Origin of the sequence: Pseudomonas sp. BF-RE-25 (assembly GCF_019956105.1) — a bacterium.
GTDB lineage: Bacteria > Pseudomonadota > Gammaproteobacteria > Pseudomonadales > Pseudomonadaceae > Aquipseudomonas > Aquipseudomonas migulae.
The window spans coordinates 18,226-31,192 of sequence record NZ_JAHBDB010000025.1 but is presented as its reverse complement, the minus strand read 5'-3'; the positions used below and the strand labels follow the sequence as shown (position 1 = coordinate 31,192).

Annotated in this window: 12 protein-coding genes and 2 pseudogenes; 9 read left to right on the top strand and 5 right to left on the bottom strand. The window is 58.7% G+C overall.

Going from position 1 to position 12,967, the window contains the following annotated elements; translation table 11 throughout:
- The first annotated feature begins 161 nt into the window (after positions 1-161).
- From KGB24_RS13360 to KGB24_RS13345, 4 genes are all read left to right on the top strand, one after another.
- Entirely contained in the window at positions 162-1,727 is a 1,566-nt protein-coding gene (locus tag KGB24_RS13360) for an MBOAT family O-acyltransferase (protein WP_008025362.1), read from the top strand.
- Between the two features lie 11 nt (positions 1,728-1,738).
- Entirely contained in the window at positions 1,739-2,914 is a 1,176-nt protein-coding gene (locus KGB24_RS13355; RefSeq protein ID WP_008025360.1) for an alginate O-acetyltransferase, read from the top strand.
- Positions 2,915-2,928: 14 nt separating this feature from the next.
- Positions 2,929-3,585 (top strand): alginate O-acetyltransferase AlgF, encoded by a 657-nt coding sequence (locus KGB24_RS13350; protein ID WP_008025358.1) that lies wholly within the window; start codon positions 2,929-2,931, stop codon positions 3,583-3,585.
- Positions 3,586-3,775: 190 nt separating this feature from the next.
- Positions 3,776-5,227, top strand: a complete 1,452-nt coding sequence (locus KGB24_RS13345) for a mannose-1-phosphate guanylyltransferase/mannose-6-phosphate isomerase (protein WP_008025357.1) — start codon at positions 3,776-3,778, stop codon at positions 5,225-5,227.
- 95 nt (positions 5,228-5,322) lie between these two features.
- Here KGB24_RS13345 and KGB24_RS13340 read toward each other — a convergent pair whose 3' ends face one another.
- Positions 5,323-5,946, bottom strand: coding sequence for a hypothetical protein (locus KGB24_RS13340; RefSeq protein WP_223413598.1), 624 nt, complete (start codon positions 5,944-5,946; stop codon positions 5,323-5,325).
- 537 nt (positions 5,947-6,483) lie between these two features.
- On the opposite strand from KGB24_RS13340, the gene KGB24_RS13335 reads away from it, so the two are divergent.
- Both KGB24_RS13335 and KGB24_RS13330 read left to right on the top strand, forming a co-directional pair.
- The gene (locus KGB24_RS13335) at positions 6,484-6,948 is read left to right on the top strand and encodes a hypothetical protein (RefSeq protein ID WP_008025356.1); all 465 of its coding nucleotides are present in this window, start codon (positions 6,484-6,486) and stop codon (positions 6,946-6,948) included.
- Positions 6,949-6,979: 31 nt separating this feature from the next.
- A pseudogene (locus tag KGB24_RS13330) lies at positions 6,980-7,284 on the top strand (SDR family NAD(P)-dependent oxidoreductase); the annotation flags it as partial.
- 102 nt (positions 7,285-7,386) lie between these two features.
- On the opposite strand, the gene KGB24_RS13325 reads toward KGB24_RS13330, so the two are convergent.
- Complete coding sequence (locus tag KGB24_RS13325) at positions 7,387-7,683, bottom strand: hypothetical protein (RefSeq protein ID WP_223413599.1); 297 nt, start codon at positions 7,681-7,683, stop codon at positions 7,387-7,389.
- A 321-nt stretch (positions 7,684-8,004) separates the two neighbouring features.
- Here KGB24_RS13325 and KGB24_RS13320 point away from each other — a divergent pair.
- The 3 genes and pseudogenes from KGB24_RS13320 (at position 8,005) to KGB24_RS13310 (ending at position 9,564) form a co-directional block, all read left to right on the top strand.
- A pseudogene (locus tag KGB24_RS13320) lies at positions 8,005-8,186 on the top strand (hypothetical protein).
- A 33-nt stretch (positions 8,187-8,219) separates the two neighbouring features.
- Positions 8,220-9,044 (top strand): SDR family oxidoreductase, encoded by an 825-nt coding sequence (locus tag KGB24_RS13315; RefSeq protein WP_223413600.1) that lies wholly within the window; start codon positions 8,220-8,222, stop codon positions 9,042-9,044.
- A gap of 121 nt (positions 9,045-9,165) precedes the next feature.
- Positions 9,166-9,564: a DUF4440 domain-containing protein gene (locus KGB24_RS13310; protein ID WP_223413601.1), complete on the top strand. Its 399-nt coding sequence runs from the start codon at positions 9,166-9,168 to the stop codon at positions 9,562-9,564.
- Between the two features lie 135 nt (positions 9,565-9,699).
- Here KGB24_RS13310 and KGB24_RS13305 read toward each other — a convergent pair whose 3' ends face one another.
- From KGB24_RS13305 to KGB24_RS13295, 3 genes are read right to left on the bottom strand one after another with little or no spacing between them, the layout of a single operon-like run.
- Positions 9,700-10,548, bottom strand: coding sequence for an HlyD family secretion protein (locus tag KGB24_RS13305; RefSeq protein ID WP_223413602.1), 849 nt, complete (start codon positions 10,546-10,548; stop codon positions 9,700-9,702).
- Positions 10,549-10,573: 25 nt separating this feature from the next.
- On the bottom strand, positions 10,574-10,774 hold the full coding sequence (locus tag KGB24_RS13300; protein ID WP_008025348.1) for a DUF1656 domain-containing protein: 201 nt from the start codon (positions 10,772-10,774) through the stop codon (positions 10,574-10,576).
- The gene (locus KGB24_RS13295) at positions 10,764-12,956 is read right to left on the bottom strand and encodes an FUSC family protein (RefSeq protein WP_223413603.1); all 2,193 of its coding nucleotides are present in this window, start codon (positions 12,954-12,956) and stop codon (positions 10,764-10,766) included. Before KGB24_RS13295 ends, KGB24_RS13300 begins: the two co-directional genes overlap by 11 nt.
- Positions 12,957-12,967 lie beyond the last annotated feature (11 nt).

Sequence of the window (12,967 nt, the reverse complement as noted above, 5' to 3'; positions counted from 1 at the left end):
ACATTCACCAATGATGTCGACTGACACACCGCCTTCGCGGGCAAGCCTCGCTCCTACAAGGTTCGCGGTGGTTTGAATGCAATGCATCTCCCCAGGTTTTTGGTGGGGGGGTTTGGGGGGGCTGCGGCCCTTGACTGTTGGTTAAACATGGAGAGACCGGGATGGTATTTTCATCCAACGTGTTCCTGTTTTTGTTCCTGCCGATCTTTCTCGGCATGTACTACTTGAGCGGAATACGCTATCGCAACCTGCTGCTGCTGATCGCCAGCTATGTGTTCTATGCCTGGTGGCGCGTGGACTTCCTGGCGTTGTTCGCCGCCGTCACGCTGTGGAACTACTGGATCGGCCTCAAAGTCGGCGCCGCAGGCGTTCGGACCAAACCGGCCCAGCGCTGGCTGCTGCTCGGCGTGGCCGTCGACCTGTGCATTCTCGGCTACTTCAAGTACGCCAACTTCGGTGTCGACAGCATCAACGCGATGATGACGTCGGTAGGTCTGTCGCCGTTCATCCTGACCCACGTGCTGTTGCCGATCGGGATCTCGTTCTACATCTTCGAGTCCATCAGCTACATCATCGACGTCTACCGTGGTGACACCCCGGCAACGCGCAACCTGATCGACTTTGCGGCGTTCGTGGCGATCTTCCCGCACTTGATTGCCGGCCCGGTGTTGCGTTTCCGCGACCTGGCCGACCAGTTCAACAACCGCACCCACACCCTCGACAAGTTCTCCGAGGGCTGCACGCGGTTCATGCAGGGTTTCATCAAGAAGGTCTTCATCGCCGATACCCTCGCGGTGGTGGCCGACCATTGCTTCGCCTTGCAGAACCCGACCACGGGCGATGCCTGGCTTGGCGCGCTGGCGTACACCGCGCAGTTGTATTTCGACTTCTCCGGTTACAGCGACATGGCCATCGGCCTGGGCTTGATGATGGGTTTCCGCTTCATGGAAAACTTCAAGCAGCCGTACATCAGCCAGTCGATCACCGAGTTCTGGCGTCGCTGGCACATCAGCCTGTCCACCTGGCTGCGTGACTACCTGTACATCACGCTGGGCGGTAACCGTAAAGGCACGCTGATGACCTATCGCAACCTGTTCCTGACCATGCTGCTCGGTGGTCTGTGGCACGGCGCGAACATCACCTACATCGTGTGGGGTGCGTGGCACGGAATGTGGCTGGCGATTGAAAAGGCCCTGGGCCTGAACACTTCGCCGCGCAGCATCAACCCGATCCGCTGGGCGCTGACCTTCCTGCTGGTAGTGATGGGCTGGGTGATCTTCCGCGCCGAAAACCTGCACGTCGCAGGCCGCATGTACGGCGCGATGTTCAGCTTCGGCGAGTGGTCGCTGTCGGAACTCAACGAGGCCAACCTCACCGGTCTGCAAGTGGCGACTCTGGTGGTGGCGTACGCAACCCTGGCGTTCTTCGGCATTCGTGATTTCTACAGCAACCAGCCACCGGTCAAGACCAAACCTGCGGTCAACGTCGAGGCCGATGGCCCTGCCGGTGCGACACCAGGAATGATCAAAGCCGTACCGGGCGACAACCCGGCCAGCATCCACCAACCGGGCTACACCGTTGGCGTTGAAGCCACCGTGCAGCCGGCTTACTGGACCGCGGACTGGTCGCGTTACGTGATGCGCACGCTGGTACTGGTGCTGTTCATTGCCTCGATTTTCAAACTCTCGGCGCAAAGCTTCTCGCCGTTCCTTTACTTCCAGTTCTGAGGGATCTGACCATGACCCGCTCATTACGCATCTTCTACATCGCCCTGTTCCTGGTGACCCTGCTGGTCCTGGGCCTGTGGTCGACGCGCAGCTTCTTCGGCTTCAGCACCAACGCCGATGCGACAGTGCTCAATGGCCGCTGGGCCAAGGCTGTCGAAACGCACTACGACGACGAGTTCCCGATCAAGCGCCTGGGCACCAACCTCTGGGCCGCGCTGGATTTCAAACTGTTCAACGAAGGTCGTCCGGGCGTCGTGCTCGGTCGCGATCAGTGGTTGTACAGCGACGAAGAATTCAACCCGATCGTCAACGAAGAGTTGAACCTGCAAGGCAACTACGCGCTGGTCGAAGGCGTGCGCCAGGAATTGAAAGAGAAAGGCGTGAAACTGGTGATGGCGATCGTGCCGGCCAAGACTCGCCTGTATCCGGAACACCTGGGCGAAGTGAAGCCTTCGAGCATTCACGCCAATCTTTATGAGGACTTCCACGCTCGTCTGGCGGCCAACAAGATCCTCGCACCCGACCTGTACGGCCCCCTGCTGAAGGCCAAGCTCGACGGTCAGCAAGTGTTCCTGCGCACCGACACCCACTGGACCCCGGAAGGCGCGCAAATCGCCGCCCAGACCCTGGCCAAGACCATCGCCGAGAAAACCCCGCTCAGCGGCGAGCCTCAACGCTTCGTCACCGAGCCGGCAGAGAAAGTGACCCACAAGGGTGACCTGCGTTTGTTCCTGCCGCTCGACCCACTGTTCGAAAACCTGATGCCGGCGACCGAGCCGTTGCAGAAGCGCAACACCGTGGTGGCCGACGATCAGGCTGGCGGTGATGACGCGCTGTTCGCCAATACCGAAGTGCCGGTGGCCCTGATCGGCACCAGCTACAGCGCCAACCCGAACTGGAACTTCGTCGGCGCGCTGAAAGAGGCGCTGAACAGCGACGTGGTCAATTACGCCGAAGACGGCCACGGCCCGATTCTGCCGATGCTCAGCTACCTGAAAAGCGATGCCTTCAAGAACAGCCCGCCACAGGTGCTGATCTGGGAGTTTCCTGAACGTTATCTGCCTGTAAACAACGAAATCGGCGACGCCGACCCGCAGTGGGTCGCAGCGCTCAAAGAAGCCGGCGCTCGCCAACAAAACGTAGCCGTAAACACTAAATCCGAGACGCCCGACCGGGCGCAAAACTGAAAGAGAGGTACACCATGACTTTCACTACTACTCCTCGCCGTCTCGCCAAGACCTTTGCTCTGGCCGCAACCTTCAGCGTGCTGTCCATGAACGCCTTCGCCGCCGGTGACTCGGCCCTCTACGGTCCGACCGCGCCTAAAGGTTCGAGCTTCGTACGGGTCTATAACGCCGGCAACGCTGAAGTCAGCGCCACCGTCGGCAGCACCAGCCTGAGCGACGTTGCGCCGCTGTCCAGTACTGACTTCAGCTTCATGCCGGGCGGCGACTACAGCGCCAAGGTCGGCAGCCAGACCCTGCCGGTGAAACTGGCCGGCGATCACTATTACACCCTGGTCAACAACGCCAGCGGCGCGCCGCAACTGATCGAAGAGCCGCCGTTCAAGAACAAGCAGAAATCCCTGGTTCGCGTACAGAACCTGAGCGACAAGGCCCTGACCCTGAAAACCGCCGACGGCAAGACCGAAGTGGTCCCGTCCGTGGCCGCCAAGGGCCGTGGCGAGCGTGAAATCAACCCGGTCAAAGTCAGCCTGGCGCTATACGATGGCGCCACAAAAGTGGGCGACGTGAAACCGGTTGCCCTGGAACGCGGTGAAGCGGCGGTGCTGTACGTCACCGGCAACGGCAGCAGCCTGTCGCCAGTCTGGGTAAAACGCCCGGTTTCGACGCGCTAATACATTTGCCCGGTTGACCCGTGCCCTGTAGGAGCACGGCTTGCCGGCGAAGAGGCCCTCGAGACCGCCTTCGCTGGCAAGCCATGCTCCTACAAGGGACCGAGGTGTCAGTCGGGACACGAAACAAAAACAAGAGTGAAACGACAGAACGCAGTAGCTCTGACCCATACGATTTTCAAGGAGTAACAACATGATTCCGGTGATCTTGTCAGGTGGTAGTGGCTCACGTCTTTGGCCGCTTTCCCGTAAGCAGTTTCCTAAACAATTCCTGGCCCTGACCGGCGAACACACGCTGTTCCAGCAAACTCTGGAACGCCTGGTGTTCGAAGGCATGGACACCCCGATCGTGGTCTGCAACAAAGACCACCGCTTCATCGTCAACGAGCAATTGAGCAACCGTAAGCTGGAAACCCAGCGCATCCTGATGGAGCCGTTCGGCCGCAACACCGCGCCGGCCGTGGCCCTGACCGCGATGATGCTGGTCAACGAAGGTCGTGACGAGCTGATGCTGGTGCTGCCGGCGGACCACGTACTGGAAGACCAGAAAGCCCTGCAACGCGCCCTGGCCCTGGCCACCGTCGCCGCCGAAAACGGCGAAATGGTGCTGTTCGGCGTCCCGGCCACCAAACCGGAAACCGGCTACGGCTACATCAAGTCGACCAACGACTCGCTGCTGCCGGAAGGCGTCAGCCGCGTCTCGCACTTCGTTGAAAAACCGGACGTGAAACGCGCCACCGAGTTCGTCCAGTCTGGCGGTTACTTCTGGAACAGCGGCATGTTCCTGTTCCGCGCCAGCCGCTTCCTGGAAGAGCTGAAAAAGCACGATCCGGACATCTACGACACCTGCCTGCTGACCCTGGAACGCAGCCAACAGGACGCCGACACCGTCACCATCGACGAAGCCACCTTCGCCTGCTGTCCGGACAATTCCATCGATTACTCGGTCATGGAAAAAACCCAGCGCGCCTGCGTCGTACCGCTGACTGCCGGCTGGAGCGATGTCGGTTGCTGGTCGTCGCTGTGGGAAGTAAACGAGAAAGACGCCAACGGCAACGTCACCAAAGGCGATGTGGTCATTCAGGACAGCAAAAACTGCATGATCCACGGCAATGGCAAACTGGTGTCGGTGATCGGCCTGGAAAACATCGTGGTCGTCGAAACAAAGGACGCCATGATGATCGCCCACAAGGACAAGGTCCAAGGCGTGAAACAGATGGTCAACACCCTCAACGAACAGGGCCGCACCGAAACCCAGAACCACTGCGAAGTCTATCGTCCGTGGGGTTCCTACGACTCGGTCGACATGGGCGGTCGCTTCCAGGTCAAGCACATCTCGGTCAAACCGGGCGCGTGCCTGTCACTGCAAATGCACCACCACCGCGCCGAACACTGGATCGTGGTCAGCGGCACCGCTGAAGTGACCTGCGACGAGAACGTGTTCCTGCTGTGCGAGAACCAGTCGACCTACATTCCGATCGCTTCGGTTCACCGTTTGCGCAACCCGGGCAAGATTCCACTTGAGATTATTGAAGTGCAATCGGGCAGCTATCTGGGTGAGGACGATATCGAGCGGTTTGAAGATATCTATGGTCGGTCTACGCCGATCGAGCGCGGTGTTTCGGTGAAAACCATCGCGCAGTAAGCGTTCAGTAAAACGAGAAGCCCCCGTCCAGTCCGCTGCGTCCCCATCCGCAGCGGGTTGGTCGGGGGCTTTTTTCATGCCAGTTCAGATGTTCATTACATAGTAGGCTTAACTCTTACCACCCCACCCGTAGGTGCTCCACCACCAAAGAGAGGTGCACCTACAACTGCCACCACCATATCAAAACCAACAACCGATGGTGCTCGATAAATCCCATGACCATTAACACTGCCAATATCATCTGGTTTTGACGGTCCGCCAATATAATGTACGGACCAGCGCATAGGAGTTGATCCGCCATTCTTACCTACAACATTAAACCCCATCGTCCCACCAGCATTAATATAGGTATGTGAATCTACCGCTAGGAAATCTGTAAAATCGGGCACATTCTCAGGATGAGTAGTTGCATCTCCTGCAGTCAGCTGCACGTGAACTGCAGTGGACCTACTGCTATCTTTAGACTTAGCAACAACATAAAAATATGCTCCAACAGGCACATCTATAGGCGCTCTATAAACTCCATCCGCTCCAATCTCACCACGAACCGGACCCGTGATTGACTCCAACGACCAAGTGACATCAGTCTCAGAAACTAAACTACCCAATGCTGTAAAATCTATTTTCCCTCCTGGATGAACGATCTGGGGGAAAGACCCAATGAACAACAAACTGTCACTTTCGGAAATTTCTGTATTACTTCCAGCTACGCTTTCCATAAACACCTCCTATTAAACCATTACAATTCACATACACATCACTTCGTCCACGATCATTAACAAGCTCAACACTCAATTGGTCAACTAGCAGAACTGTTAGTTGACAAACAGCCAAGTCAGATCTAAATAGCGCTATAAATGACGTAAAAACTCAATACAAACCAACAACTTATACTGCGCCCCCCTGAGGCCAATGTATCGAGTGTTTTAAAAATCCTCCCCACCACTGCAACTCGTTCACAAGCGGCGTATTGCTGTAATGCCACCGCGCAGTGATTGAGTAAGTAAAACAAGAAACCTCTGCCAAGCCCTTTGCATGACCTGTCCGCCGCAGGTTGGGGCGGTTTTTGCCTGGGTTTTGTGTCGCCTCGACCGGCCTTATCGCGAGCAGGCTCGCTCACACAGGGGAATGCATTTCAATTGTGGGAGCGGGCTTGCCCGCGATGAGGCCCGTTAATTCACCGCAGAAATAAAGCCCATCGCCAACCCCTCCCACGCTTAGGTAGGATGACCTTCTCTCCTCCGAGGTTTCGCGTCATGTTCATCGGCGTCCTGCTGGTCATCACCTGGCTCATCCTGCTGCTGCGATATCCCGCCAAGGCGCTGCCGGTTTCAGTCGCGGCCGCCATCGGACTGGGGCTGGTGGCCACTTGGGTGGTCTGGCTGGACAATCGCGAGGTCAAGCAATTGGCGCGCCTTGAGTTGCGCATCACTTACGCGCCGGAGCACTGCCCGGCGGATCGCCCTTTGCTATTGAAGATGAACAACGGCAACGACGTGCCGCTGACCGAACTGCGCTGGCGCGTTGCTGCCTACGCGCCGGGCGATACGGTCAACCTCGCCGACAATCAATACGCCGCGCCGCGTTATCGCGGCCCAGGCGAACTGCAAGCCGGGGCGAACTGGGAAGATTGCCTGCCCATGCCGCCGCTGCGTCCCGGTTATCGCCCGCAAACCCTGGAGTTTCGCGCCGAACGTTTGCAGGGTAGTTTCTCCGACTGATTACCCTTGTCTCTTCTACACAAGCGTTGCGTTGATTACCGGTTGTTCCGGCGGCATTGGCCGCGCCTTGGCCGATGTGTTCAAACAGGCCGGATACGAAGCCTGGTCCAGTGCGCGCAAGGCTTGAGTCGTGGCGCTATTGACCGCTGCCGGTATCACCGCCGTGCAACTGAACACCAATGGCGGTGTGCGCTTGAACAATTGAACGAACGGATCAACCAGCAACATGGCGACCTCGATGTGCTGATCAACAACGCCGGTTATGGCGCCATGAGACCGTTGCTCGACGGTGGTGTGCCAGCGATGCAGCGCCAGTTCGAAACAATGGTTTTCGCGTAAAAAACCAACGCGCAGCGATTACTTTTTAGAATAAAGATAACCCTCGGCGACCACAGACTACATCCGCTATCGCCGAGGATTAAAAGACGCTTACGCTCGTTATCTCGGCTCGATAGTAACCACTGTCGCAACTTCACGCTTATCATCGGTTCTGGCGAGCAAAGTAACTCTTAACGCTTCGCCAGCAAGCGGAGCCGTATACACACCATCCGGTGTAATGTGCCCGGCAGGTTCATCATCATACGAATAAACATACCAGGATACTGCCCCGTCGTAATTGGAAAAAAACGCATGAAAAGGCACTACTGCACCCGCCACAATACTCTTGCCAGGATCGATAGCCGATGTTTGATAGCCTTCAGAGCCACCCCGAAAAATTAGTTCATCAACACCCATGATTCACCTCACTTGTATTTCGTTTGAGAAAGCGTGTGATTATTCGGCACATGTGACACCACCAGATTTAACCCCCCCAAACGAAACGTCAACCTATCAGAACTGCTAGTTGACATAGACCACTTACCCTGAACACCAACAAGCACGCTTATAGCCTTCATTAATTCTCCGCTTAATCATGACTAATGTTTTTTCCACTCCTAACGGATTTAGTATTTTCATTAAGCTCGCCGAACCGGCAAAAACAATCACATATTCGCCCATGGCTAATCTCACCTCAGCTTAGGTACGATAACCGTCTCTCCCCCGAGATTTCGCTTCATGTTTAACGGAGTCCTGCTGATCATTACTTGGCTGGCCTGTTGCAGCGCTACCCCACCCAAGCCTTGCCGGTTTCCCTGGCGGCTGCCGCAGGCTTGGGCATCGTGCCGCTGCGTCCCGGTTATCGCCCGCAAACCCTGGAGTTTCGCGCCGAGCGTTTGCAGGGTAGTTTCTCCGACTGATCCCCACTCTTCCCTTTGCACAAGGACCGCGCCATGCCCGTTGCGTTGATTACCGGTTGTTCCAGCGGCATTGGCCGCGCTCTGGCGGATGCCTTTAAAGGTGCCGGTTATAAAGTCTGGGCCAGCGCCCGCAAGGCTGAAGACGTCGCCGCGTTGACGGCGGCCGGTTTCACCGCCGTGCAACTGGACGTCAACGATGGCGTGGCACTTGAAGCGTTGGCCGGGCAGATCAACCAGCAACATGGCGGCCTCGATGTGCTGATCAACAACGCCGGTTATGGCGCCATGGGGCCGCTGCTCGACGGTGGTGTGCCGGCCATGCAGCGGCAGTTTGAAACCAATGTGTTTGCGATTGTCGGTGTGACACGCGCGCTCTTCCCGGTGCTGCGCCGGGCCAAAGGGATAGTGGTAAACATCGGCAGCGTTTCCGGGGTTCTGGTCACGCCATTTGCCGGTGCTTACTGCGCCTCGAAAGCCGCAGTGCATGCCTTGAGCGATGCACTGCGCATGGAACTCGCACCGTTTGGCGTGCGGGTGATGGAGGTGCAACCGGGCGCCATTGCGTCCAGTTTTGCCAAGAATGCCGGGGCCGAGGCGGAACAGTTGATCAGCGAACAGTCACCGTGGTTTCCGCTGCGCGAAGGCATTCGTGCGCGGGCCAAGGCGTCCCAGGACAACCCGACGCCGGCCAGTGAGTTTGCCGTCGGTTTGCTCAAGGCGGTGCAGCAGGACAAACCGCCGCGACTGATTCGCTTGGGCAATGGCAGCCGGGCGTTGCCGTTGTTGGCGGGGTTGCTGCCCAAAGGGTTGCTGGAGTCGGGGTTGATGAAGCGGTTCGGGTTGCGCGGGCAGCTTTGAGACCGAGTTATCGTTCTTCGCGGGCAAGCCTCGCTCCTACAGGTATTGCGCGAGCCTTGTAGGAGCGAGGCTTGCCCGCGAAAGCGTCAGAACAGCCTCTGCAAAATCTTCAGGAAGTAAAATGACCGACTACACCGAATACTTCGACGAAGTGATCCAGGCCCACGTCGCCATCGAGCAATGGCTGGCCGAAGAACGAAACGCCACCGAACTTGAACAATTGCTCGCCCGTTTTTCACCGCAGTTTTCCATGGTCTCGCCGTTGGGCCGGGTGCTGGATTTCGACGCGCTTGGCGAGTTGTTCCGGATGGCGGGCGGGAAGAAGCTCGGGTTCAGGATTGAGCTCAGCGAGTTGCGTGGCATTGCGCTGTCCGACAACGGTGCGACCGTGAGTTATCGCGAGCAGCAGACCGATGCGACCGGCCAGCAGACGGACCGGCGTTCGACGGTGGTGTTTGAGAAGCAGGCCGGTGGCAAGGTGGTTTGGCGGCATTTGCATGAGACGTTTTGCAAGGAGTGAACTGTAAGACCGAGGCGCCTGCATCGCGAGCAGGCTCACTCCCACATTGACCGCGTTCGAACGCTGATTCGTGCAACACCGCCAATCTACTGTGGGAGTGAGCCTGCTCGCGATGGGCGCGACTCGGTCTAAAAGTTAGTTAACGACCACCGTGCACGTAATCCCCGCCGCCAACAACACCCCTTCCGGCACTTCATCAATGTGAATCCGCACCGGCACTCGCTGTGCCAGGCGCACCCAGTTGAACGTCGGGTTCACGTCCGCAATCAGCTCACGGCTTTCCGGGTTATCGCGGTCGTAGATCCCGCGAGAAATACTCTCCACATGCCCCTTGAGCACTTCGCCGCTCATCAGCTGCATGTCGGCCTTATCGCCCACTCGCACGTGCGGCAGTTTGGTTTCTTCGAAGAAGCCATAGACCCAGAACGAGTTCATATCGACCACGGCCATTTTCGCTTCGCCGATGCGTGCGTAGTCGCCGGGATGCACGTTGAGGTTGGTCACGTAACCGTCCACCGCCGCGCGCACTTCGGTGCGTTTGAGGTTCAGTTCGGCGGCTTCCAGTTGCGCTTGCGCGTGCTGGTAATCGGCGAGGGCCGAGTCTGCGATATTGCTGGCGTCGTCGCGGTTTTCCCTAGAGATCACCAAGGCATCCATGTCGGCGCGGCGATGGGCGTTGACCTTGCGCATCTCCCACGTCGACTTGCGTGAAGCCACCAGTGCCTGCGCCTGTTTGACCGCGATGCGGTAGTGCTCGGGGTCGATGCGCATCAGCAGATCGCCCTTCTTCACCTGTTGGTTGTCGCGCACCGGCACTTCCACCACTTCACCGGTGACGTCGGCGGCGACGTTGATGATGTCGGCGCGCACCCGGCCGTCGCGGGTCCACGGCGTGTTCATGTAATGCACCCACAGGGTTCGGCCAATCCATAGCGCGAGGGCCAGCACCAGCAGAGTGGCGAGCAGGCTGAAAAGCTTTTTCATCAGAGCCTTCTTCAGAGATAGAGAGTCAGTGGTAGACAGTCAGCGCCAAAGCACCAAACAGACAGGTAAACAAACTCAGGCGCAGCAGCGCCGGGTGCCAGAAAAAACGGTACAGATCGAACCCGGACAGGAACCGGTCCAGCGCCCAGGCCAGCACCGCGGCGATGAAAAACATCAGCGTCATGGTTGGCATGTACACGCCGTGGAAGGCGATTTCACGAGGCATGTTCAAGTCCTTGGGGCGTGGTCATTGCGTAGGCGGCAAGCGGTGATTGCGGGTCGAGTAATGAGGTGCGGATGAAATGCAGGTAGCTCTTCACCCGGCGCAACGCCGAGGTGTCGAAGTGCGGCGCGAAGGGCTCGTCGGTGGCTTGCACGCGGCTGATCGCATGATCGACCGCGATCAGGCAGCGCTGCAGATTGCTCTGGCCCGGTTGCAGAAACAGCCGCACCAGCGAACGGCCCATCACACGGATGGCCTGGCGCCACGGCTGCGATTCGGCGTACGCCGGGTGCACCGGCAAAATCGCCTGTTCCTTGCGCAACTCGATGATCGCGTGACCGACTTCCAGCACCACGAACATCCAGCGCAGCAAGTCCCGTTGCACCTGCGGCTGACCGGCGGCGAGGCCATAAGCCTGGTGCAGCAAGTCCCGCGTGCGGCTTTCGAAACTCGACGCCAGGCCCTTCAGTTTGCCGCTGATCGCATACACCACTTGCCCGCGCAGGTCCTGCTCCAACCGGCGCCATAACCAGCGACTGTTCGGCGGCAGGATGATCGCCCCCGCAGCGGCGCATACCAGCATGCCGAGCACCATGGCGATGTAGTCGTTGATGAAGGTGTAAGGGTTGTAGATGGTGAGGTTGTCCGGCACCGAACCGGTGCTGAAAAAGATCAGCAAACCGAGGCCGACACCGGCGTATTGCGGGCGCGAGGTCAGGAACGAACCGAGCACGATCACCGGCGCGAGCATCACGCACAGCAACGGAAAACCATCGATCCACGGGAAGATGAAAAACATCTCGACGAAGCCGATCAGCGCACCCAGGAATGTGCCGCAGGCCATCTGGAATGCCATGCGTTTCGGGTTCGGCGTTGCCGCCGAAAGGCCCACGGTGGCGGCGGCAATCAGGGTCATCATCGCCCCGCTCGGCCACGCGGTGGCGACCCAATAACTGCCCAACACCACCAGAATAAACGCCGCGCGAATCCCCGAAGCGGCGGACGCCATCCAGTTGGTTTGTGGGGTGAAAGGCTCGTCCCACTGCTCCCGTTCATGACTGTGATCAGCCAGGGACGCGTGGGTCTGTGCATAACCGTGCAGGTCGTCGACGAAGCGATAGAGCAACTCATACGCGGTATGGAAATCGAGCTGCTCGGCGTCGCTTGGCTCGCTCTCCTGAAACGTCGCGCGCAGGCTGCGGACACGCGCCGGCAGCGCTTCCTTGTAGGCACTCAGCGCAATCACCAAACGTGCGGCGTCAGGGCTGGTCAACGCGCGACCACTGAAACCGTCGAGCACTTCCGCGAGGTCCTGCAAGCCCGGCTTGATTGCCGCGACCACATGATCGGCGTCACTGCTGCGCAAGCGTTCGAGCAGTTGGTGCAGGGCATTGAACCGGGTGGTGATGCCCATGAACTCGCTGTTCAAGCGACTGAGCCGACCGTTGCGCCGACGCATGTGCGGGTCTTCGAACACGGTGACGCTGCGCAGCCCTTCCAGGCCGACCGCCTCGGCGATGAAGCGCACGTTGCTCGCTTCAAAAGCGTCCCGTTTGCTGCGACCGCGCAAGCCATCGGTGACAAACAAGGCGAACACAACAAAGCGCTGATACAAGGCGTTGCGCATCGCCGCGCTGGCGGTTTGCGGCAGGATGGCTGCGCTGACCAGCGTGGCGCAGAGAATCCCCAACGAGATTTCCAGCACGCGCCAAACCGCTGCCATGAACGCGCCCTCCGGGTGCGCCAGGGCCGGCAAGCCGACCATCGCGGCGGTGTACCCGGCCAGCACAAAACCGTAGGCGCGGAAGTTGCGAGAACGCGCCGCACCGGCCGAGCAGATGCCGACCCAGATCGCCAGCGAACCGAGGAACAACTCGGTGTTCTGTGCGAACAAGGCAATCAGCGCGACCATCACCGCCGACCCGGTCAGCGTGCCAAGGAAACGATAAAAACTCTTGGCGAACACCTGGCCGCTTTGCGGCTGCATGACAATGAACACGGTGATCATCGCCGTGCGCGGTTGCGGCAATTCCAGACGCATGGCCAGCCACAGGGTCAGGAACGCGGCGAACAACACCTTGAAAATGTAGACCCAGGTCACGCCGTCGCTGCGTGCCCAGTCAAAGAAACCACGGCGCCATTCAAGGGAATACAGCCAGCGCAGCGGTGCGGGCAAGGGAGTCATGAAATCCTGCT